This window comes from Leptospira kirschneri serovar Cynopteri str. 3522 CT (assembly GCF_000243695.2).
Classification (GTDB): domain Bacteria; phylum Spirochaetota; class Leptospiria; order Leptospirales; family Leptospiraceae; genus Leptospira; species Leptospira kirschneri.
Genome location: NZ_AHMN02000020.1, coordinates 12,501 through 35,507 on the forward strand (window position 1 = coordinate 12,501; position 23,007 = coordinate 35,507).

The following is a 23,007-nucleotide window of genomic DNA, read 5'->3' on the forward strand; positions in this document are numbered from 1 at the left end:
TGCTGATCTTCTTCAAGATATAAAAGAAAAATCGAATATAATCGTTTCGGATTTTTCCAAAAGCGACGAAGTAATACGTAAATCGATTTCTCAACTAACACAAATTTCATGGGAAGAAGTTTTTATAAAGACCGTGGATCAGTTGGATACGAATTGGAAAGAGTTAGGGACGGATCTCTCCGGAGAACTAAGCGGTGTTCTTTTCTTTTGGGATGATACGCAAGGAGATATCGGTCTTTCTGTGTGTTTTGCGACCGACAACAACGATCTGGAGGATCTACTCAACGAATTCGACGGAGGCGAAAGTGCGGTCGATTTCGATTTCGTTTTTTCCAAGGTTGTTCCCGCGTGCGAAGAATCGGAACGGATTCATTTACAAGTTAAAAACGAACTGCTCGATATTCTTTTTGAAAAAGCGGTCGCACATTCGCTGACGCGAACCGAGTTTTTAAAGATCAAAAAAACGGATCCGCTTTATATTTATCGAGCGTATGCGCACGACGAACCGCCAACGATCCTGTTCAAAGTGGGGAAAGGAGAATCCAAAATACTCGGCGCTGAAGAGTTCATCCAACGGAGAATTCTGAAAGACCATCCGTATTTTTCCAAAATCTTCGGCAAAGAAGAATGGGTCGAGCACTACGAAGACGAGTTCAACGAAATATCACAGGACGATCTCGCAGAAACGTTGAATCTTTTTTTATTCATTTATTGGAAAGAACAATCAAAACCGGAGTATATCGAAACGATCGCCGAACGCCTGCCTCGCTCGTCGAAGACGGTTCGAACCAACCGTTTAAGACTCGTGCTTGCCGGATATTTTGCGATTAACAAACAACCGGAACTGGCACTACAACATTTGCGGGAACTCCAGGAGGAAGAGTATTTAAGCGCTCATTTCTTATGGACGAGAGAATATTTTTCCTCCCTCGAGGAAAATCCTGAATTCAAAAACATTGCACATTGGGTTGCGACCATGAAACGTTAAAAAATACGATTTGATTCAAGGTCGAAAAACATTCTCGATCAAAAAATAAAACGAAGGATTTTCCAAGAAGAAGTTCCTATTTTTATAATATTCGAATTGCGGTATAATTCTATTCAGCTTTCGGTCATTCGGAAAATAAAAGGCGGGGCGAATTTTTCTTCGCCTCCGCGAAGAAAAACCGCGCTCTCCGTTTCAATCTGCAACGCAACATGTTATAAATTCAGTATATTCGAATATTTATAGTGAAATCATGTTGCATTGCAGGAGATCGCTTTCGCATCGGCCGATTTTTCTGTCCTTTTGTGCTTAGCGCCTAACGGCATCAAAGTTAAGTTCAGAATACCCTTTGAACAAACTTCCATGGCTGATCGGCCCGTGCTCAACGCCTTACGGCATCAAAGTTAAGTTCAGAAATTACAAACCACTATAGATGAGGCTGTGAGTTCAATGTGCTCAACGCCTTACGGCATCAAAGTTAAGTTCAGAAATTACAAACCACTATAGATGAGGCTGTGAGTTCAATGTGCTCAACGCCTTACGGCATCAAAGTTAAGTTCAGGTTAGAGATATTTGATAGAATCAAAGACGAACTGAGGGTGCTCAACGCCTTACGGCATCAAAGTTAAGTTCAGTTATTATTAACAGTTTTCGTTAGCAAAATTGTTGTGTGCTCAACGCCTTACGGCATCAAAGTTAAGTTCAGAGCATTTTAATCTTATAGCTTTTAGGTGTAGAGATTGTCGATACAAAGGAAATTATAGAGGGTGAACAAGAATATTGCTTTTTATAACTTTTTTTCATTTCGAATTTCTTTAATAAATTATATTTTGAGTCAATCCGCCTTTACGATTAGGAAATAGCAATTCAAGTATGTTCTGATCCGTATTTGATAATAAATTGGACCAGAATTTTCGCAAGAAAGAAAATAACTTCAACTAACTGCTATTAGAATGCGGTTATTTCTGAATCTCTATAAAGATGGACGAATACGAAGTTATGTTTGGACTAAGACGCTAATTTTGATGCTAAAAAAAGGGAATTATGTCTATGCCATAAATAGATACTTGAATTATAGAATTTTGAGTGTTTTGGGAGCCTCTGGCCAGGCCGATTTTTTCTCTTGGGTGTGAGCTCCGGAGGCACATTTAGCGCAAAGAGTCAGGTAAAATACGTCGTCTTCTTTTTCGATAACTTTAGCCAATTTCCATCTAAGTTTTTCTAACTCTCTATCGGTAGAGTGGATTCGAAAAACACTATATTGAATTCGTTCTCCGAACCCTTCCATAATTTTGGCCACTTGTCGAAGTCGCTTCGGTTCTCTAATATCGTAAGTCACCAATCTCCAATGTTTCATTATCGTAACCTCGCTTGAGCAAATATTCCTGCTTCACCATTCCACTCTTTTTCTAAAAGCCTTGTTTCCAATTCAATCATCCTATAATAGGAAAGTGAATAGTTTACGACGGGATGTTTCCATGTGTCGTCTAACCTCGTTTCGTAAAGTTGTGTCGCTTTTTTACGTCCGGACTCAGATAACCATACTTTATTTTTTGAGATTTCAAAATCTTCATCGATCCATGATTTACGATTGATGCTTCCGACAAGAGGGATATCGCAAACACTAACTCTAAAAAGTTCCATTAAGTCCAATACAAGAGGTTCTGCGGAAGATCGTGGAGTATGATAAAAACCAAAACTTGGATCGAGGCCAACCGAAATGATCGCCTGACGAACGGACTTATAAAGTAAGGAGTATAAAAAACTTAGAGCAGCGTTGAAGGGATCTTTAGGAGGTCTTTTACTTCTTCCATTGGGAACTAAGGAAGAATCGGAATTTTTAATCAATGTTGGGAGAGCGGAAAAATACGCCCTTGCGGATGAACCTTCGATCCCTAAAAGTTGACTTGCAGAATCCGCAAGTTCAATATTTTTAAGTCCGGATCGAATCGTTTCTAAATAACCTTCCGTTTTATTTCTGATTTCGTTGTTACCGCGGGTGGATCTGAGTAAATAACGGAGTTGAGATTCACATTTTGCGAACACTAATTTTTTCGCCAAACTCAAACGATTTGTATCTACAGTGAGAGCTTTAAATTGTCTGATTCTTCTTTGAACGCCAGAAGGGTTGATGTTAATCCCGCCGATATAATTTCCTCCACCCGAAAACCAATGCACCGGAATTTCTTCCGAAGCTAAAAACTTGATCATTTGACTTGAAATTTGACAGTTCCCATGGATATTTACGGATTCAATTTCTTGAATAGGAATCTTTTCCGATTTCGATTTTTCTCCGGTTTCAGAAGCCTTTTCCACAAGAAGGACGTTCGCCGATTTTTTGATTCTTGAATCGTGACCAAAAACATGTATCGTAGCTTTTTCCCTTTTCTCCGGGAAAAGTCGAACAGGTTCATATTCATCTTCTGTAATAATCCGTGTTTCTTCCGGTAAACAGACCGGAGCTAAAGAACAGTTTTTACATAAATTTTCATTTTCCGCGATAGGAGGTCTTTCCGTGCTGCCGGATAACTCTTTCGCGCGGTCGATTGCTTTCAAGGCTTTCGAACGTAATTCTTCGTTGATTTCGATTCTTACAAGATCTTTGCTTCCGTGGTATCGAATCTTTCCTTCAGTAATGGTCCTTCCGCTCGCTTCTTCTAAAAGCAGAGCGTAGACCGCAACTTGACATTGATCCGATTCCCAAGCCTCAGGACCGTCCTTACCGATTTTGGCTCTGCCACGTTTATGTTCGTAAGGAATCCAATCGCCATCTCGTTTCTGAATGCGATCTACTTTACCGGAAATTTCCAATGTTTCGCTCGTATAATGAAAGGATTCGATTCTTCCGGAAGATTCCTCATTGGGTTCTAATTCTTCGTGTAACGTTCGTCCCGCAAAAACACGATCGTCCGCGATTAAGACTCCTTCGACTTCTTCTAAATAAAAAAGCCTCTCGCAGTAAAGTAGGGAATGAATCCCCATTGCTCTTATGTTACCGTATGAATCCATAATCGATACCAATTAACGTGAGTTCAAAGGTTGAATTTTGGGCGAATCCGGCCTCGGGAAGGCCGGACCGCGCTTTCCGCTCCGATCAACAAATTGATCAAACGTCTGAAAAACCGAATCTTTTCGCAGTTTCAATTTGTTGATCACGCTTCAATCGCTTTCGCGTTGTTTAACAACGCTCAAGTTGTAATAGTATCGATTTTGAATATTCTAAAAATGAGTATAAATTTATAGAATATTCAAAATTTATTTTATAATAATAAAATACATAATTTGAATTCAAGGTTCTTAGAAATCGTTTGGTTTTAAAATTGATTTATGGATTTTATGAAAGTCAGAGGATGAGAAATCGCCTTACGGCATCAAAGTTAAGTTCAGCTCGTCGAAATGCCAAACATAAGATTTAAGTGTGACGTGCTCAACGCCTTACGGCTTTCAATGAAGAATCGAAGTATAATTCTCGCAATTAGATTTTAAGTCGCTCTTTACGGAACCATTGTTCGGAAATCTGAATGGACCGAGGGTTTCTGAAAACCTTGTAATCCTCAAATTGATTCGGGTTCTTTCGGCGTCCAAACCCACGCGTTAGGTGGAGGTTGGAGCGATTTCTCTTTTGTAGTGGCAAAGAGAGGGGCGGTGGTTTTGCTATTGTTCAGTCGATCAATTCCAACCGTCAAACGAACCGTTTCTGTTTCAGGAATTTCATCCTCTGTGACGGGATAATACCATGTAGCCGGATAAATCGCTTCCTCATAAATCTCTAAAAAATTAAAAAGTAAGTTATTATCTCCTGCAAAAGGAAGACCGTACCGATTTTCAATATCTCCATTCAGTCCACTCTGAATTTTCTTCATGAATCCAGATAGATTCGTTCGAACTCCGATCATCGTATTCAAGCCGACTAAAAATTCTCGTCGTGTTGGAATGATATGGTATTTTGCTCCTTTCGTACCTTCCCTAAATCCTTTGCTTGCATCACCTACTGGATAAGTATGCAATTGTTGATACACTGATCCTTTCTTCGCGTTCTCAATATCTCCAATTGCGATTTCTAAAGAGGGAATGAAATCCTCGTTTTCAAAAGAATAGTCTTTAACTACATTTTTTATAAGAGTAGTCATTTCATTTACCGCTGTTCTCATTTCAATGCCGGCAAAGTTGAGAATAAGACCATACGCTGCAGAATGCGGTATCGTGGGCATAGTCGTTCGATAATTTCCTGCCTGAAAATACCGATAAGCGGCAAAAGGAGCTTTTATATGAATGAAAAATTCTTCCATTACGTTAACCTAAAAAATCAGTTTTGATTTTTTCGATTAAATGATCCGGGTTTTCAAAAAGATTTTTTGGGTTAAGTCTTGCTTTATCTGCTTCCTTCATATTACGAACTATTTCTCCGGCAAAATAAAATTCGTCACGAGGTAAATCGTTTTCATTGATTCTGCTTAATTCGCTCCAAGAACCATCTTCTTTAAATCCATAAGTATCATATCCTGCTGCAAGTTTTGGTGTTAGTCTAATCACTACACTTTTTGGGGCAAAGTCATATAAGTTTCTCGTATGACCTCCTCCTACATTGTTTAGCTCCCCGATAGAATCTAACAAAGTTTTAACCCATTGAATCGTTTTTTCATTTTTTCTACAGTCATTTCCCGACAAGGCGAAAGGATACTGCACCGCAGTATGAGAAATTTCTTTATTTAAAAGAATCGAATTCTTTTTTTCGGTATTACTCCAAGGACTGTCTACGTTTCTCGGAGATTGATGAAAGGTTGCCTCTATTCTAAAAGGACTTAAGGCCACAGCGTTATTTCCCTTAAAAACCGAATCTTTTTTAGCAACCCATTCTTTACCATGTTTTTCAACTGCTTTTACAATATCTTCTTTCATTGCAATCATATAACCGAATAGAAAATCATCGGCATATAAATCTGCATTACAATAGTCATAGAATTGAACGGATAATTGTGATTTACCGTCTTCATCGATTAGATCGTCGCGTCTTTTGCGGTTGATGTCTTTTCCCCAACCTTCTAACTTTGTCGCGACAATTTCTCTTAGGGCAAAACGAATGGATTCTGAACTAAAAATAATGTAGTCTTTTCCGTTTTTATTAATCCTTTGGAGTACCGGGCGATTTTCTTCATTTTCTCCTCTGTAATTAGAAGTTGGAGCAGCATGAGTAAGAATGGTGCAGAATAAATTTTTATTGTTTTTCGTAGTCATAATTTTTTCCTTTAATTTGGTTAGCTATTTGCAGATAACGCAAGCATAGATAATGCTCTTATTTTTTCCCAGCCTGTATCTTCTTCTGCGTTATACAAAGATTCCGCTAATTTAATATATTCCTCCTCACCAAGTTTGTGCGGAACAGAGCATATCGTTGAAGTGAAGTAATTTATAAAATCTTCTCTATCTTTTCTACTTCGAATTGCAAGAAAGGCGTCCTTTGCAATTTTAGACTTATTTTTGTAATCGTCATCGTTTGCGGGTGTGTTCCTTGACTTTGACCATAATACTTTTTTATCTTTATCCCAAATTATTTGATGTTTAAATTCCAGTTTACTAAAAATATAAGTTCTAATAATTTGATGAACTAACAGTTCTATTGTTTTTGGAACATTTCCATCCTCTGACATTTTCTGTTCTCCTTTAAATTTAATTTCCTGTTCTTCAAAATATGTCTTTGCATCTGTTTTAAATCCGATTTCACCACGCACATTGGCGCCAAATTTAAAAAATTCTTCATATGGATAATTCTTAAATAGTTCATAGAAGCCATTAAGTTCTGATTTGTTTAATAAGAGATTTTGAATAATCTCCTTTTGAAAATGATAATTATGATAAAGCTTTTTATATTGCATGACTTTATTCTCAAAGTCAAAGTTTGGCTTTATGCGGATACTATTTCGTATTCTTATATTCTTATCATCTTTTTCGCAATGTATAATGTCTTGTGCATGAAGAATTTCATGAAACGAATTACCTAACGTTCTCTTTAAGATTAAATGAAATTTGTTTAAAGAATCTAAGCCTGCTATCTGCGGTAGAAATGTAATGGCTTCTCTGGGCCTGTATCCCGCCTTATCCAAACTTCTCTGATTCATATAATCGGGGAAATATTCGCAGAATGATTTCAATCTTAATATATCTGGAATGCAGACAATGTAACCATTATCTGCTAACTTATAGTCTTTAATATTGCTATCATATTCCATTTTTCGGGAAGCATAGGTTTGTATAGTGAAAGGAAAAAAATTTAGTAAAAAGAAATGTTTATGAATATCTTGAAAATTTATTGATTCAGCATTTACTTTCTGAGCACCTATGAAATATTGACTTTTAAGAGTTTTAAAATCAGTTAAACTAGATAAGATTTTCCACTGTTTTATTATGTTCGGATCATTCTCTGATTCATATTTTTTATATTCGTTTCTAGTGGTAGGGATACCTCTAATTGTACTCCACATCATATCTCGCCAAAGTTTAATCCAGAGACCATTCTCTTTATTCTTATCATATTGAGAAAGAAATGAGCCAAACGGGTATTTGTCGTCATAAATATAAACTATCTTTTCTTCTTCTATGGAATAAGTTTTTATTGGTTCAATATCAATATTATTTGGATACTTTCTTTTCTTTTTAGTTTCTTCTTCGTATATATATAGTTTTCTATTTTTTTTAGAGCTGGGGTTTGGATTATCGATTTCTTGAATTAAAACTTTATTAGGTTCTAATTTTGCTTTTGGTTTAGATGGATAAATAAAAATTTTTGTTTCGAATTTTTTAGAATACAAATCGAGAGGAGGAATATCTTTTTTATTTTCTCCTTTACCTTTAGTTCTGATTTTATCATCTTCCACTCTTATAAAAATAGGCTTATAAATCTCATCAAACAAGTCCTTCACATCTTTTTTCGTAAGAGTTACCTTGAGTCCCGCCTCGCTAATTTGCGTTCTTTTTATAAGCTCCTTATTTATATCCTGTTTATCTAACCAATCTATGATTAGATAAAGTCCGGCAAGCCCAGCTTTGTGTTGAGAGGATGGGAGTTCATGAAGTTTATATTCTAAAGTAATTTCTTTCAGGTTTTCTTTAGATTCTTTTTCATTTTTGAATTTTGGAGAGGAAGACAAATTTTCATTATCCTTAGTCATTTGCTTTTTCATAATGCAAACCCTCTTTTATTATTATAATATTTCCTGCTCACTATCTTTAAGTATTTGGGTAAAAGCGAATGTTCTTCGTTACGTAAATTGAGTTCCCGCTTATCGGGAACGGGTAGAATATAGGGGTCAATCGGTTTCTTAGATTGTAAAAGTTGACTTACTTCCGGAAAATCTTCATCCAAAATAGCCTGCGCTGTGAACTCTTCGATGTCTCTGTAGTCGCTGGGTAAGGCGAAATATCCTCCGTCAATAAAGGATGCGGATGGAAGTGTTTTATACTCTTGTGCGGAACATTCCTCTAATTTCGTCGCTAATAAATTTTGACTTATATCTTTTTCTGGAAGATTGTTTAAGAAATTTTTTGCCGCATTTATTTCATCCGAAGAATATGGTTTTAAACTTCCGACTACTTCGTATAAATAAAGTTCTGCCCTAAATTCGTCTCCTTTTTTAAGGTGTCGATTCGCTCTGCCGAATCTTTGAACCATAGAAGACACCGGTGCAAACTCGGAAATCAACACATCTGCGTCTAAATCCAAACTCATTTCGCAAACTTGAGTAGTGACCGCGATAGAATTTAGGTTGCTACCTTGAAAAGCATTTACCGTATTTTCATGAACAGTTTTTCTGTCTGATAATTTAAATCGGCTATGATAACAATGAACTTCTGTTTGTAATTCTTCCGTTAATTCTTCATACGTTTTTTGGCATCTATCCACTGTATTCAAAACCCAAAGGACTCGCTTTCCTTCTCGAAAACTTTTAATTGCAATTTCTTTTGCTTGTTCTGCATTTTCTAAAACGGTTTTATTATATCTAGGATGATTTTCTAAGTTTATTAAGTTTTCTAGTTCTTTTCTATCTTCTTCTTTAGGATATTGTTCTAAATCTAGTTCTAATAAACTTTGTTTATTCTTAGGTGTTAAAGTTGCAGTCATGCAAAGAATTGGTAAGTCAAAATACTTTAAAAAACTAAGTAGCGATGAAAACATTGCTTTGTCGAAACTATGGACCTCGTCTACTATCAATGCGCATTCAGAAAGAACGGGTAATAGGCATATGCCTTTATAATTATTCTGTAAGAAACTTAAGAATTGATCCGCTGTTGCGCTAAAGAATTTCTTTGACCAAAAAGCTATGGCAAATAACCGTTCATCCGCCTCTGAAATACGAAAATCTCTTTTTGATTTTTCATCGTCAGGATTTTGAAACATAGAATCCAATTCGTAGTCGGAAGTTCCATGCATTAAGGTTGCATCCGCTTCTGGAGCCCAAGATGCGTAGTCCTTGAATCCTTCTGTTGCAGTTCCGCGAGTAGGATAAAGAAAAATGACCTTGCTAATTTTTTGCTTTTTAGAAACTTCATTCGCCCAATTCCAGGCTGCTAATGTCTTACCCATGCCACAACCGGCCATCAGTAGGACTCGATCACCTTTGGTTGCTACTTGCTTTTGAAACTGGTGAAGTTCGAGAATTTTTTTATCATCCATTCTTTTTTGAATGATTTCTTTTAAAATTTCATTTTCTTTAATTTCATCGGAATGAATGGCCTTTGATATCCACTTTTCGATTAAATGATTTTCTCTTACAAGACCGGACGAGGCGCTATCCGAAACAATCAGCGCTGCCTTAATTGCAAGGTGAAGTTGTTTTCTGTTTTCATCCAATCTAAAACCAAGTATTCCAGATTCTTTTGCCCCAGATTGAAATGTTTTTTTCCAATTTTCGTCTTCTGGACTGAAGGTTTTATAGTTCAACTGAGGAATGTCTATATCGCTTTTTAAGAACTGGTTTACTTTTTTTAGAATTATTTTTACTTCTTCATGGAAAAGATTTAATATTACAAAATCACGAAGTGGATCTGTTAACCATTTATATTGATGGTCGTTTTTATCCGTGGCTTTTAAATGGTGGCACAGTACTGCTGATGTAATTATTGGAATATCTAAATCTTTGTTTTGAGAAAGCCATTTTCTAATTTCAGGTAAGTGCAATACAAAAGCGCTCAAATGCTCATGTCTGATCCCTTGATGAAAGAATCCTTTCTCCCTTACTGCTTTCTGAAAGTCATCGTTCGCTTTTCCAATATCATGAAAAAGACAAGTCACACGAAGATTTAAAAGAAATTTTTCTTCGTCTTCTTTTCTTATTTTAAAAAAACGAAGCCAGTTATTTAAGAATCGCGATTCTTTTCTAAAAATTGAAATCGCCGCATTTTCCGTATCAAACGAATGTTCTTGAAGGGAGATTTCTCTTCCGTCTTGAGTTCTACTCTTCGCCAGCAACTTCTCCATCAAACCCTGATTCCTACAAAGTGGCCGCAACCCATCTTTCTTCTTCCGCCTAAACCTTGAGTTTGTAAAAGAATCGAAGCTTCCGGTGTTAAATTGTGTAATAGAACTGGAAAGCCGACGACTTCCTTATCGTGAATGCGAATCGTTTTGCGTATGATTTTTTGATTGTTCTCAGAGATCCTTCCCCTAAATAAAAGAACTTCACAGGATACTTCAAGTTTTTGTAATTTATCTTGAACCGACTTCAAAAAGGCGTCTTCTTCCGTATAACCTTTGATCGTTACTAAGCGACTGTACAAGATTTTATGAGGTTTCAATAGGTTAATCGTAGGAATTCCCAAGCGTATTTTATCTTGCGATAATTCCAAACTTTTGCCGGCCAATTTTAATAAGTGAGGCAATAAAGATTGTGAAGCGCGAATTCTTAATTTACTTGCAACGTTTAAATGTAAGGTTCTATTTTTATCGGGAATTCCAGATATTCCGCAGATCGAAAGGGCTTCCGTTTCATGGATAATTCTTTCCTGTTTGCAAAGTGCTGAATAGAGTTTATACCCGTGATCTGCCGGAATGGATTTGCCATGCACCGGAAATTTAAGTTCAAGATATTGCATATTTTAATTTACGAAATTATGATTTTACTAATTAAGAGAATGAATTTGTAAAATTCTATCTCATTTTTGAAAGTAGAATAAAAAATTTCAGAACAAACACGGGACGGACATAGAATGAATCCAAGAACAATTTTGGTGCTTTCTGCTTGCAGTAGTTGGAAAGGCGAAATATAAACTGAGAAAACGCAGATCAGGTTTGTTCCGCATTCCGAATTTTATTAGAGTTGTTGAAAAGTGAATTTTTCATCTCTGTTTTACGGAAACGTTTGATTGAAGTATAAATTATTGGATTGGGTGCTTTATATTAATAGTTTTGAGTAATAAAATCATTCTAGTTGGAGTAGAATCGATAATTTTACTTTTATTAAACTCTATTTTTACATAAAAGAATATTAGAGTTGTTGAAAAATTCCATAGTGAAGATTCGTAAAATTGCTTCAATTGTCCATTCAATCCAATATAAACAGATCAAGAATTAATTTTTCAACAAATCTATTCTATTTTAATAGTGTTCGTTGGACCATCCTACGTCGTTTAGAAAGTCGTCATAGGAACCGTCGAAAATTTGAATCGAATCGTTATCGAATACGATCAGTTTTGTAGCAACTGCACGAAGATGTAGTTCGTCATGAGTCACCATAATGATGGAACCTTCGAATTCATCTATGGCTTCTATCAGAGAATCGCAAGACTGCATATCTAGGTGATTTGTTGGTTCGTCCAGATAAAGCAGATGACAAGGAGTCACTAATATTTTGCCGAGAAGCACTCTGCTTTTTTCTCCTCCGGAAAGTACTTTGATTTTTTTCAAAGCTTGATCTTCTGAAAACATCAATCCACCTGCGATTGTTCTAGCCTTCCATTCGTTGCAGGAAGGGTCGGAACTCATAATTTCTTCCACCACAGTTGAGTTTTCGTTTAGATTGAGTTTGTTGGTCTGGCCGAAGTAACCTTCTTTTAAAACCGGATGTTTTTTGATCGTTCCTTGAGAGGTTTCTAATTCGCCCGCTAAAATTTTGAGAAGTGTGGATTTCCCTTTTCCGTTTTTACCGATGATACAAATTCTTTCTCTATTGCCTACGCTGATGGAAAAATTTTCTATCAGAAACGGTTCCTTGCCGTCATAGGAAAAGGTAAGATTTTCCGCAGACAACATCTGATTTGCATTGAATGGAGCGCTGTTGAAATATAATTCCAGATCTTCTATTTTTTCTAAGGCTTTCATTTCGCCTTGTTTTTCTAATTTTTTGACTCTGGACTGAGCCCGGCTCGCAAAACTCGCTTTTGCTTTAAATTTTGCGATGAATATCTCTTCTTGTTTTCTTTTTTTAGCCTCGTTCAAACGAGTTTTTTCGTAAATTTCTTCGGATTGATTGATCTGATTGTAAAGTTTATCTGTATCACCTTGAACTTTGATTGCTTTAGTTCTATGAATCGCAATTGTATGAGTGACTACTGCATCCATAAATCCTCTATCATGAGTTACTAATATGATTTCTCCTTCCCATTCCCTTAAAAATTCTTCGAGCCAGCGGATTGTTACTATATCTAGATAGTTATTCGGTTCGTCTAACATCAGCATGTCGGGAGAGGAGACTAGAAGTTTTGCAAGATTCATCCGAATCTGATAACCCCCCGAAAAATCGTTTGGATTTTTTTCCATGTCCTGTTCGGAAAAACCCAGACCGAAAAGGATTTTTTCTACTTTCCAAGTTTCGTATTCTTCTCCCTCGGGAAGTCCAAGAGAACATTCTTCTAATACAGTTGGTTTTGTAAAATGAAGGTGCTGTTGCAGATGTCCAATTTTATATCCTTTAGGTGTGGAAATCGTTCCTGAATCCGCTTCTACGTTTCCAAGTATCATCTGAAAAAGAGTGGATTTTCCATGTCCGTTGCGACCTACAAGTCCGACTTTTTCTCCTCGATTGATACTCAAGTTCAAGTCGTCAAAAAGAACTTTAGTTGTAAATGCCTTGTTCAGGCCGGAAATTTTTATCATCTGAAAACCAAAATTTCAGACACAATATAAGGGTCATTCTAAATGTATCCGTATTCTATTTGAAAAGTCGGATCTCTGCCTATGTTATTCTTTTTGATCAAGATCTTAATTTTAATCCAAGGGTCGTAACAACGCCCATGTTTGGAAAACGCGGGAACTCTTACAGTTACGAGATTTTATCAATCAAACTTTGGGTCGTAACAACGCCCATGTTTGGAAAACGCGGGAACTCTTACAGTTACGAGATTTTATCAATCAAACTTTGGGTCGTAACAACGTCCATGTTTGGAAAATGCGGGAACTCTTACAGTTACGAGATTTTATCAATCAAACTTTGGGTCGTAACAACGCCCATGTTTGAAAAACGCGGGAACTCTTACAGTTACGAGATTTTATCGATCAAACTTTGGGTCGTAACTACGCCCATGTTTGGAAAACGCGGGAACTCTTACAGTTACGAGATTTTATCAGTCAAACCTTGGGTCGTAACAACGTCCATGTTTGGAAAACGCGGGAACTCTTACAGTTACGAGATTTTATCAGTCAAACTTTGGGTCGTAACAACGCCCATGTTTGGAAAACGATTAAACAACTTCCGAAGGATCCCAACAGGTTCTGAAATTTTCGTCCAATGAATTTAGAATTTTCATATCTTCTTCCGAAATTGCAAAATCAAAAACTTTAGAATTTTCGATGATTCTTTTTTTTTGAGTGGATTTTGGAATGACTACAATTTTTTGTTCAATGGCCCAACGAATCAAAATCTGAGCCGGAGTTTTATCGTATTTTTGCGCAATTTTAGAGATCGTAGGATCTTCTATTTTTTGACCGTGTGCCAGCGGGCTATAAGCTTCGAGTTGGATTTTATGTTTTTTACAATATTCTAATAAGTGAATCTGATTTAAAAACGGATGAAACTCAACTTGATTGACTGCGGGAGTAATTTGAGAATCTTTCAATAATTCTCCGAGATGGGTGATCGTATAGTTGCTGACTCCGATTGCTTTACAGAGTTTATCATGGTAAACTTTTTCCAATTCTTTCCAAGAATTCATTCTTTTAGAAGTTACCGGAAAATGAATGAGATAAAGATCCACAAAATCGATTCCTAATTTATCAAGACTGTTTTCGAGTGCCTTTCTAGTTTTATCCGGCCCTTGATCTGCGTTCCAAAGTTTTGTAGTGATAAAAATTTCTTTTCTTGGAATTCCGCTTTCTCGAATCGCTTGACCCACATCTTTTTCATTGTCATAAATTCTGGCCGTATCGATATGACGATAACCCGCTTCTAAAGCGTTTAAAACCGCTTCTTTGCATTCTTTGCCGGATTTAGTTTTCCAAACTCCAAGTCCTAAAATCGGCATAGAAATTCCGTTATTGAGCGTTACCGTTTGTTTAAGCGAATTCTCTTTATTATTCATCTTTGCCTCTTGATTTGATTTTGGATTGTAAAAAGAATAAAACGCAACAACTTAAGAATGAAATTATGAATTTCTATTACACACTTCTATCAAATCAGGTACCTAAACTTTTATCCCAAAGTATCGTTCCTTGTAAGTTCAATAAAATCTAATGCGAAAGGGATCGATGAATGAACTAAAGCACAACACTTCCTATGAGGCGCGTTGTAAGTTCAAGTTATTGGTATTTTATAAAAATTGAATCTGTTTTTGGAATTTCACAATAACTTGACCAGAGCTAAGAGCCCGGTCCGGCGATGCCGGATTCGCCCTGGTTTTCTTTCTCTGAATTTATAGGATGATTGGATTGGGTTCTTTATTGTGTAGTTCTTGAGTAAAGTAAAAATAAATTCGTATTAAAATCGGTATTACCCTAAAACGATTCGCTAGAGCCATTGTGTTAATCGCAGATATGGATTTTTTTAATGTGAGTTTGTTACGTTTCATTTTTTTGAAAAAAGTTGGATCTAAACTTTGCAGATCGATTCCTTAAATTGTGGGAACTATCACAAATCTAGATTTTATAGACTGACTTTGAATTTGTGGGAGCTCTTACAAATCCGGGTTTTGCAGACTGACTTTGAATTTGTGGGAACTATCACAAATCTAGATTTTATAGACTAACTTTAAATTTGTGGGAACTCTTACAAATCCGGGTTTTGCAGACTAACTTTGAATCTGTGGGAACTCTTACAAATCCGGGTTTTGCAGACTAACTTTGAATTTGTGGGAACTCTTACAAATTCGGGTTTTATAGACTAACTTTAAATTTGTGGGAACTCTTACAAATCCGGGTTTTGCAGACTAACTTTGAATCTGTGGGAACTATCACAAATCTAGATTTTATAGACTGACTTTGAATCTGTGGGAACTATCACAAATCTAGATTTTATAGACTGACTTTGAATTTGTGGGAACTATCACGTTTTCAGTGATAGAGATTATAATTTCTTTTTAGATTTTGAAACAACCTATTTATAAGATTAGAATATTCCATTTATCAAGTAATGTGGGAACTACCACGTTTTCGAGATATTACAGTAAAACATAAATTTGTGGGAACTACCGCGTTTTTTACTTTAAACGATCGACTACAAGAAGAGTAACATCGTCGTCAAACTTAGAACGGTTGCAAAATTCGATACAATCCGAAATAATTTGAGACGCGGCTTCCTTTGAAGTTTTAGAAACGGACCTATGAATCGAAATAGAAATCAACTCTTCGTTATAACGTTTGGTTCTGTCCTCGGAATAATGTTCGGAAATACCATCCGTATACAATACCAGTCTGTCACCGGAGTCGAAATCAACCCGGTTCTCCTCGAAAAAAAGATCCGGAATGACTCCGATCAATTTACCCTTCGTTTCTAAAGGAGTCAGATTGTCGGTAGAGTTTTGTAAAAGTAAAGGATGATTGTGTCCTGCGTTGGAATAAAGAATTGTATTTTGATCGGTGTTGATCACACAATAAAACGCGGTTACAAAATTTCCGACCATCTTATTATAAAGAGCGTGATTGAGTTCTGTAAAAAATTGAGAAGGACTCGAAAGAATTTCTTTATCGTAAGTGGAAATGATTGTGTTCATCATCGCAGCGATTGCAGAAGCCGAAAGACCGTGACCGGAAACGTCCGCGATTAAAAACCCGGTTCGTTCTGGATCCAATCTAAATATGTTATAAAAATCTCCTCCTACATTCGAATAGGGAATATACTGTGCGCTAACTTCCAAATTTTTTATATAAGGGATTGCAGTTGGAATGAACTTAGACATGACTTCTCTGGCTCTTTGCAACTCACGATCCGAATCTACTACTTTGTGAAATAGATCTGCATTTTTAATCGTTAGAGCAAGCCTATTGGCAATCGTGTCCAACATTTCCAAATCGTTTTGATGAAACGCAAAACCGGACTTTTTACTATTAACGCTAATAACTCCTAAAAGTTCGTTTCTATAAATTAAAGGAGAAGAGATGAGAGAATTTGCTTCGAACTTATATCTTGCGTTCTTATCGTAACGATTGTCTTCCTCCAAATTCTGGATAAGAAGACTTTTCTTCTCTTTGGCGATCCAACCGGCAACACCTTCTCCAAAAGGAACCGTAATTGTTTGAACCGCTTCTTTCGGAATTCCTTTGGCTGCTAAAATTCTTAGGGTTTGGTTTGTATGATCCGCAAGATAGATGGTCCCGGTTCTTGCTTCTAAAAATTCTAATATTCTTTGTAAAACCCAATTGCCTAATTCATGAATACTTTTTTCGGAAACGATTCGTTTTTCAAATTCATAAAGAAGGGAAAGTTCTAAAATTCTCTTTTTGAGATTATCGTGTATTTTTGCGTTCTGTATCGCGATCGCTGCCACTTCGGAAAGAGAAGTAAGATAATTTAAATCGGAGGAATCAAAAGAACGGTTTTGCGTTTTGTTTAGAATTTCAAGAGTTCCGATAACTTTATTTTCCACAAACAAAGGAACACATATTAAAGAGCGCGTTCTATAACCGGTTTTTTGATCCCAAGAAGGATTGAATCTAGAATCCAAATAAGCGTCTTCTAATATGATCGTTTTTTTCTCTTTGGCGACCCAACCCGCAATTCCTTCTCCTAAATTAAGACGTCCATATTTTTGAATGATTTCTCCTTTTTCGCCGAGAGTCACTTCGCAATATAAAAATTCTCCGGTTTCATCTAGAAGAAATAAGGAACTTGCCTCCGCTTCTAGAAGATCCTTGGAATAAAGCATAATCAAAGGTAAAAGTTGATAGAGATCTAAGTTCGCTGTAAAGATCGTACTGACGTTTAAGATACTTTTTAGTTTTTGAAATTCCAAAACGGTCTGAGGCATAGATATTTGCGTCAAGACTGGAGTGAACAGAAAGATCGTCAAGGGTTTGGAAGGATTTAAAAAAAAACGAAAATAAAAAGAGAAGTTTTGCGCCGAAGAAATTGAATTCAACAAGAAACTTTAAGAAATTTTTTAGGTCTTATATAAGATCATGGAAAATCAAATCTCTCGTTTTCTTATTTTTCTTACGGTGTTTACGTTCATTATCGGGTTGGGTTATACGTATACAGGCTTTCGTTTAATTCCAAATTTAAGTAATCAAGGATGGATTTCTTGGTTAGGGTGGACTCTGATCGTATTGTTCACCTTAAGTATTCCGGTGAGCTATTATATCAGTCTGACTTCCAAACGAGAAGGAATTCAAACCGCTTTTTCCTATCTGGCGTTTACTGGACTCGGTTTTTTTACGATCTTATTCAGTTTGGTATTGTTAAAAGACATTACCACCGTGTCTTTTTACGGACTTAGTAAATTTTTTCCGAGTCAGAATACCATAGAAAGTGAAACCGCAGAATTGATACAAAGAAAAGAATTTCTAAATAGGGTTTTAAGTTTTTCGGTACTTGGACTTGCGGGGGGATTGACCGGAATCGGATTTTATCAGGCGCATAAAAAGTTAAAAGTGATTTTGGTAGAAGTAATAGAAAAAAATCTACATACGTCCTTAGACGGATTTAGAATTGTTCAGATTTCTGACGTTCACATAGGACCTACGATTAAAAAAAGTTTTTTAGAATCTGTAGTTAAAAGAATCAATGAACTGGAACCGGATTTGGTGGCAATTACCGGAGATTTGGTAGATGGGCCCGTAAGTAAACTAGGGCATCATATTACACCTCTTGCAAATCTAAAATCTAAACACGGAACCTTCTTTGTAACTGGAAATCACGAATATTATTCGGGTGTACTTTCTTGGATTCGGGAATTGGAAAAACACGGAATCCGAGTATTGTTAAACGAAAATAAAATTTTAGAACACGGTAAGGCTAGCCTAACACTTGCGGGAGTTACTGATTTAAAAGCGGGAACAATTCTTGAGGAACACAAAACAGATCCGTATCGTGCAATGAAAGGTGGGGAAAAAACGGATTATAAAATATTACTCGCTCATCAACCCAATAGCGTCTTTGAAGGGGCGGAAGCCGGATTTGATCTACAGTTGTCCGGACATACTCACGGAGGACAATACTTTCCGGGTAATCTACTAATCTATTTGGCGCAGAAGTTTGTAGCGGGACTTCATAAACATAAGGATACTTGGATCTACGTAAGTCGTGGAACCGGATATTGGGGACCGCCGATACGACTCGGAGCGCCTTCCGAAATCAGCGTGATTCAATTGAAGAAAAATTCTTAAATAATCTTCTAAAACGGATTTTTAATTTTATAATGGCCGCAAAACGGCGATTCTGTGCAAAAATTTGATTGGACGATGTTTCTTTTTGGATTTTATAGAACCTACTTTAAAATACGAACCTTTTGAAACCTAAGCCGGATTCCGATATAAAAACAAAGGAGGCGGCGATGGTACTTTTCGGGATCGATCGAAAAATAATCTTCGCGTTAGGAGTTATTTTACTTTTGTTTTTTGTGTTCTTAGATTGTGGAAAAAAAAACAAAGGAACTACTAAGAAAGAAAACGTTAAAACTCCGAACTCACAGAAAAAAAATAAAGAATTAGAACTGGAACCGGATTTAAAGGAAAGAAAATTTTTTCAAGAAGACGCATTAGGCCAACCTAAAAAATACGTAGAAGAAGCCTCGGAACCAAATCGACCTTATCGGGAAGAAACTAAATCCATTTCCTCTTATCTTGGAACTGCTCCCGGATGTAAAAATGGAAATTGTAAAAATGGACAGGGTATATACGTATACGATACCGGAGAAGTATATTCCGGAACTTTCAAAAATGATAAACGACATGGATACGGAAAGATTCAATACAAAGACGGTGATTTATATTCCGGATATTTTCAAAACGATAAGAAAGTGGGAACCGGAACGTATCGATTTGCAAACGGGGCCGTATTTAGCGGAAGGTTTTACGACGACGGAGAAAGTGCAGAAGGACATCTGATTGTGGGAAAAAGAAAAAAAGAATGTTCTATTATCCGAAACAAACTAAGTTGTCACGGATAATTTTTCACACACGATCAATGATTCAGTGTTAGGTGGGTAGTCTTGAGTGAGTTTTCAACATTTTAAAAAAAACATTATAAGATTCAAAGATAAGAATCTTAAAATCAAATTTTCGAATGAAATTTTAATTCTGTAAATTTTGTATAATAAAATAAAGGCGAATCCGGCTTGCCATAGGCAGCCGAACCGGGCTCTTAGCTCTGGTCAAGTTATTGTGAAATTCCAGAAACAGATAGATTCAATTTTTATAAAATACCAATAACTTGATCCTAAAACGCTTTCGTAAAAAGCGTTTTGCTGAGTTAACGCGCCTCATAGGAAGCGTTGTGTTTTAGTTCATTCATCGATCCCTTTCGCATTGAATTTTATTGAACACGCGTTAATCTACGTTTTGTACAGTACTAGGGGTCAGTAAAATTATTTGTTAAACGGAATATTCTAATGTTGTAAATGAATCTCTGTAAAACTGAATTTGTGGGAACTCTCGCAAATCTAGGTTTTACAGACTAACTTTTAAAATGTGGGAACTCTCGCAAATCCGGGTTTTACAGACTAACTTTGAATTTGTGGGAGCTCTCACAAATCCGGGTTTTACAGACTAACTTTGAATTTGTGGGAACTCTCACAAATCCGGGTTTTACAGACTAACTTTTAAAATGTGGGAACTCTCGCAAATCCGGGTTTTACAGACTAACTTTGAATTTGTGGGAACTCTCACAAATCCGGGTTTTACAGACTAACTTTTAAAATGTGGGAACTCTCACAAATCTAGGTTTTATAGACTAACTTTTAAAATGTGGGAACTCTCACAAATCCGGGTTTTATAGACTAACTTTTAAAATGTGGGAACTCTCACAAATCCGGGTTTTGCAGACTAACTTTGAACTTGTGGGAACTCATATTCAATAGTTTGTCGGACCAAGTTTTAAATAAAGTCTTGACGAATAAAAAACAAAAAAGCCGCGGATCAAATAACATAAGATTATGAAATTCTAATCATTAGAGGGATCCGACCAAAGTCCGTTGTCTTTGATGAGTTGTACTAACTTTTCATCCGCGATTTCACTGGGAACGTTTTTTAGAACGATTTCTTTTCCTCGATAGAGATGGACTTTGCCCGGACCGGCACCCACATAGCCGAAATCTGCATCTGCCATTTCACCAGGACCGTTTACAATACAACCCATCACCGCAATTTTAACACCCTTGAGATGACCGGTTCTGGATTTGATTCTGGCCGTAGTTTCCTGAAGATCAAAAAGGGTTCTACCGCAAGAAGGGCAGGAAATATATTCCGTTTTTGTTAAACGAAGTCTGGTGCCTTGTAAAAGATCATAAGAAAGTTGGAATATTTCTTCGATGTCTTTGATTTTGGGAGTAGAGATTCGGATCAGATCTCCGATGCCGTCTATCAAAAGTCCGCCTATGCCGATTGCGGAATTGTACAAAGCTTCTTCCGGATTGGAAAAAGAGCCGTGAAGAAGAATCGGAAATTCAAAATTACTTAGAATGTTTCCTAATTTTCTATAGTCGTATAAAATTTCTTTGGAATCCAGAGAAAATAAAACGTTTTTGATTCCTATTTCGGATAACGTATCTGGAAGTCCTCTGAGAAAATCAATTTTATCGCCACTCGTGTGAATTTCCGAAAAAAGCCCAGCGTATTGTCTTTCTTTCAGAAAAGATAACATCTTTTCTCCGTCTTGAAATTGAAGAAACGGATCGAATACGATCTTAGGAAAACTAAGAAGTTCTTTTTGAAGTTTCTCGTTTAAAGAAACGTTTTTAGAAAGAAGGATCCCCACCGGAATAGACAACGCCGCCGCCGCTTCAGAAATTTCTTTCAATTGATCGGGTAAGGGAGAATCAACTAAAATGCTTTCCGGTTCTATTGAAAGAGGTTTTCCATACTGATAAAGTTTTGCAACGTTTGCTAAAAATGAGTTTGAATTTTCGAAAGGTAAAATCGTTTCCACTCGTACCGGATGATTTTCTCCCGCTTCGAACTGGGCGAACTTGATTTCACTGCTATAAAATCGATTATAAGAGAAAGGATTTCTAAATTCGGAATAACCTTTTGCGGAATTTTGGTTCGAAGTTTTTTTGTTAAATTTGTCTGCAAGAAGTTTTGCAACCGGCACTTCTAAAACAGGATCTTCTGTAAGAGAAACCCGAATTGTATCTCCTAGGCCGTCTTCTAAAAGAGAACCGATACCTATGGCAGATTTAATTCTTCCGTCATTACCATCTCCCGCTTCGGTAACTCCTAAATGTAAAGGATAATCCATTTTTAGTTCGTTAAATCTGGAAGCGAGCATTCTATAGGCTTGAACCATGACCTGAGGATTGGAAGCTTTCATACTTACAATAATATCATAATATCCTAAACTTTCTGCGATATGTATAAATTCGAGAGCGGATTCAACCATACCCAGAGGAGTGTCGCCGTATCGGTTCATGATCCGATCGGAAAGAGAACCGTGGTTGGTTCCGATCCTCATCGAAACTCCTAATTCTTTACAACGTAAAACGAGAGGGGAAAATACTGTCGAAATTCTTTCCAATTCTTCGTTGTATTCAGAGTCCGTATAATCTCTGACTACAAATTTTTTCTTATCTGCAAAATTGCCAGGATTGATTCTTACTTTTTCCACATATTCGACAGCTTTCATCGCGACGCTAGGAGTAAAGTGAATGTCCGCAACGAGAGGAACTTTACTACCCGCTTTTTTCAGTTCTTGTCGAATCGAAGGAAGATTGTCTGCGTCCGCTTGAGAGGGAACTGTAAGTCTTACAATTTCACAACCGGCTCGTTCCAGTTCCAGAATTTGTTTTACGGAACCTTGTGTATCCGTGGTATCGCTATTGATCATAGATTGGATGACGATCGGATTATTTCCGCCTACTTTGACGTCTCCTACTTTGACTTCTCTGGATCTTCTTCTTTGATAACCGAAAGGTGTTTGATTGTATCTAAAATTCATTATCGTTTAGAATACTCCCTCTTACTTAACGTGAGTTCGACTTAATAAAATCAGGGCGAATCCGGCTTGCTATAGGCAGCCGGACCGGGCTCTTCGCTCTGGTCAATAAATTGCATAGAGGAAACATAATACAACAATTGTCTTTAGTTTCAATTTATTGACCTCGCATCGATCCCTTTCGCGTTAATTTACGTTACTTAAGACAGTTTTGTAGAGAATTATAACCTCGTCATTCTCCTTTTTATCAGAGTAAAATCGATTTCAAAACTAAGTAAAAAACAGATATTTAAGCAAGTTCTTCATAAAATGGAGTTTCTATCGCACTTAAGAGAACCGTCAAACTCTGTAAATTTCTTTCACGTATTTTTACGGGGCGAATTGATTTTGAGCCTTCTCAATCCGATAGTACAAACACATCTTTCGGAAATAAATCAATCAATCATGGAATTTTCTTTTTCGAAACCAACAGAGACATACCGTATACGGGTTACGGTCGCTATTTATCGGAATAAT

General features: G+C 36.7%; 14 protein-coding genes, 2 pseudogenes and 1 CRISPR repeat array (1 of these 17 cut by a window edge). Of the genes and pseudogenes, 5 read left to right on the top strand and 11 right to left on the bottom strand.

The window, feature by feature from the left end:
- Positions 1 to 988: pseudogene (locus LEP1GSC049_RS2000000226995) on the top strand (WG repeat-containing protein); it begins 930 nt to the left of the window's first position.
- A gap of 302 nt (positions 989 to 1,290) precedes the next feature.
- Positions 1,291 to 1,691: a CRISPR direct-repeat array (repeat unit 36 nt; unit sequence GTGCTCAACGCCTTACGGCATCAAAGTTAAGTTCAG).
- A gap of 366 nt (positions 1,692 to 2,057) precedes the next feature.
- Here the strand turns inward: LEP1GSC049_RS2000000226995 and cas2 are convergent.
- Positions 2,058 to 2,342, bottom strand: a complete 285-nt coding sequence (gene cas2, locus LEP1GSC049_RS0207290; protein WP_016748530.1) for a CRISPR-associated endonuclease Cas2 — start codon at positions 2,340 to 2,342, stop codon at positions 2,058 to 2,060.
- Complete coding sequence (locus tag LEP1GSC049_RS209375) at positions 2,342 to 3,967, bottom strand: type I-MYXAN CRISPR-associated endonuclease Cas4/Cas1 (RefSeq protein ID WP_004762644.1); 1,626 nt, start codon at positions 3,965 to 3,967, stop codon at positions 2,342 to 2,344. Before LEP1GSC049_RS209375 ends, cas2 begins: the two co-directional genes overlap by 1 nt.
- Before the next feature lie 57 nt (positions 3,968 to 4,024).
- Between LEP1GSC049_RS209375 and LEP1GSC049_RS2000000229175 the strand changes: the two genes are divergently transcribed.
- Positions 4,025 to 4,228, top strand: coding sequence for a hypothetical protein (locus LEP1GSC049_RS2000000229175; RefSeq protein WP_004756555.1), 204 nt, complete (start codon positions 4,025 to 4,027; stop codon positions 4,226 to 4,228).
- 311 nt (positions 4,229 to 4,539) lie between these two features.
- Here the strand turns inward: LEP1GSC049_RS2000000229175 and cas5 are convergent, their stop codons facing one another.
- The 8 genes from cas5 to LEP1GSC049_RS209330 all read right to left on the bottom strand — a co-directional run bounded on the left by cas5 (position 4,540) and on the right by LEP1GSC049_RS209330 (position 17,371).
- Positions 4,540 to 5,274, bottom strand: a complete 735-nt coding sequence (cas5, locus tag LEP1GSC049_RS209365) for a CRISPR-associated protein Cas5 (RefSeq protein ID WP_004755767.1) — start codon at positions 5,272 to 5,274, stop codon at positions 4,540 to 4,542.
- Positions 5,275 to 5,278: 4 nt separating this feature from the next.
- Complete coding sequence (cas7i, locus tag LEP1GSC049_RS209360) at positions 5,279 to 6,220, bottom strand: type I-B CRISPR-associated protein Cas7/Cst2/DevR (protein WP_004755829.1); 942 nt, start codon at positions 6,218 to 6,220, stop codon at positions 5,279 to 5,281.
- A 20-nt stretch (positions 6,221 to 6,240) separates the two neighbouring features.
- On the bottom strand, positions 6,241 to 8,163 hold the full coding sequence (gene cmx8 / locus LEP1GSC049_RS209355; protein WP_016561177.1) for a type I-MYXAN CRISPR-associated protein Cmx8: 1,923 nt from the start codon (positions 8,161 to 8,163) through the stop codon (positions 6,241 to 6,243).
- Entirely contained in the window at positions 8,160 to 10,457 is a 2,298-nt protein-coding gene (locus tag LEP1GSC049_RS209350) for a CRISPR-associated helicase/endonuclease Cas3 (protein ID WP_004756542.1), read from the bottom strand. Before LEP1GSC049_RS209350 ends, cmx8 begins: the two co-directional genes overlap by 4 nt.
- Positions 10,457 to 11,071, bottom strand: coding sequence for a type I-MYXAN CRISPR-associated protein Cas6/Cmx6 (gene cas6 / locus LEP1GSC049_RS209345; RefSeq protein ID WP_016561175.1), 615 nt, complete (start codon positions 11,069 to 11,071; stop codon positions 10,457 to 10,459). The genes LEP1GSC049_RS209350 and cas6 overlap by 1 nt, the downstream gene beginning before the upstream one ends.
- Positions 11,072 to 11,573: 502 nt before the next feature.
- Positions 11,574 to 13,070, bottom strand: coding sequence for an ABC-F family ATP-binding cassette domain-containing protein (locus LEP1GSC049_RS209340; RefSeq protein WP_004755856.1), 1,497 nt, complete (start codon positions 13,068 to 13,070; stop codon positions 11,574 to 11,576).
- A 584-nt stretch (positions 13,071 to 13,654) separates the two neighbouring features.
- Complete coding sequence (locus tag LEP1GSC049_RS209335) at positions 13,655 to 14,491, bottom strand: aldo/keto reductase (protein WP_016750937.1); 837 nt, start codon at positions 14,489 to 14,491, stop codon at positions 13,655 to 13,657.
- 1,113 nt (positions 14,492 to 15,604) lie between these two features.
- Positions 15,605 to 17,371, bottom strand: a complete 1,767-nt coding sequence (locus tag LEP1GSC049_RS209330) for a GAF domain-containing SpoIIE family protein phosphatase (protein WP_016561172.1) — start codon at positions 17,369 to 17,371, stop codon at positions 15,605 to 15,607.
- Positions 17,372 to 17,522: 151 nt separating this feature from the next.
- On the opposite strand from LEP1GSC049_RS209330, the gene LEP1GSC049_RS209325 reads away from it, so the two are divergent.
- Together LEP1GSC049_RS209325 and LEP1GSC049_RS209320 are read left to right on the top strand one after the other, a co-directional pair.
- The gene (locus tag LEP1GSC049_RS209325; RefSeq protein ID WP_016561163.1) at positions 17,523 to 18,728 is read left to right on the top strand and encodes a metallophosphoesterase; all 1,206 of its coding nucleotides are present in this window, start codon (positions 17,523 to 17,525) and stop codon (positions 18,726 to 18,728) included.
- Between the two features lie 122 nt (positions 18,729 to 18,850).
- Entirely contained in the window at positions 18,851 to 19,510 is a 660-nt protein-coding gene (locus tag LEP1GSC049_RS209320; RefSeq protein ID WP_004755758.1) for an MORN repeat-containing protein, read from the top strand.
- Positions 19,511 to 20,502: 992 nt separating this feature from the next.
- On the opposite strand, the gene ispG is transcribed toward LEP1GSC049_RS209320, so the two are convergent.
- Complete coding sequence (gene ispG / locus LEP1GSC049_RS209315) at positions 20,503 to 22,494, bottom strand: (E)-4-hydroxy-3-methylbut-2-enyl-diphosphate synthase (RefSeq protein ID WP_004755752.1); 1,992 nt, start codon at positions 22,492 to 22,494, stop codon at positions 20,503 to 20,505.
- 282 nt (positions 22,495 to 22,776) lie between these two features.
- Here ispG and LEP1GSC049_RS2000000227005 point away from each other — a divergent pair.
- Positions 22,777 to 23,006, top strand: a pseudogene (locus tag LEP1GSC049_RS2000000227005) (hypothetical protein).
- The last annotated feature ends 1 nt before the right edge of the window (position 23,007 follow it).

What these genes read in the sequence shown, in the direction of transcription:
- LEP1GSC049_RS209335 (WP_016750937.1), bottom strand. Translation starts at nt 14,491, where the DNA reads ATGAATAATAAAGAGAATTCGCTTAAACAAACGGTAACGCTCAATAAC.
- cas2 (WP_016748530.1), bottom strand. Translation starts at nt 2,342, where the DNA reads ATGAAACATTGGAGATTGGTGACTTACGATATTAGAGAACCGAAGCGA.
- cmx8 (WP_016561177.1), bottom strand. Translation starts at nt 8,163, where the DNA reads ATGAAAAAGCAAATGACTAAGGATAATGAAAATTTGTCTTCCTCTCCA.
- LEP1GSC049_RS209330 (WP_016561172.1), bottom strand. Translation starts at nt 17,371, where the DNA reads ATGCCTCAGACCGTTTTGGAATTTCAAAAACTAAAAAGTATCTTAAAC.
- LEP1GSC049_RS209325 (WP_016561163.1), top strand. Translation starts at nt 17,523, where the DNA reads ATGGAAAATCAAATCTCTCGTTTTCTTATTTTTCTTACGGTGTTTACG.
- cas6 (WP_016561175.1), bottom strand. Translation starts at nt 11,071, where the DNA reads ATGCAATATCTTGAACTTAAATTTCCGGTGCATGGCAAATCCATTCCG.
- cas7i (WP_004755829.1), bottom strand. Translation starts at nt 6,220, where the DNA reads ATGACTACGAAAAACAATAAAAATTTATTCTGCACCATTCTTACTCAT.
- LEP1GSC049_RS209350 (WP_004756542.1), bottom strand. Translation starts at nt 10,457, where the DNA reads ATGGAGAAGTTGCTGGCGAAGAGTAGAACTCAAGACGGAAGAGAAATC.
- LEP1GSC049_RS209340 (WP_004755856.1), bottom strand. Translation starts at nt 13,070, where the DNA reads ATGATAAAAATTTCCGGCCTGAACAAGGCATTTACAACTAAAGTTCTT.
- LEP1GSC049_RS209375 (WP_004762644.1), bottom strand. Translation starts at nt 3,967, where the DNA reads ATGGGGATTCATTCCCTACTTTACTGCGAGAGGCTTTTTTATTTAGAA.
- cas5 (WP_004755767.1), bottom strand. Translation starts at nt 5,274, where the DNA reads ATGGAAGAATTTTTCATTCATATAAAAGCTCCTTTTGCCGCTTATCGG.
- ispG (WP_004755752.1), bottom strand. Translation starts at nt 22,494, where the DNA reads ATGAATTTTAGATACAATCAAACACCTTTCGGTTATCAAAGAAGAAGA.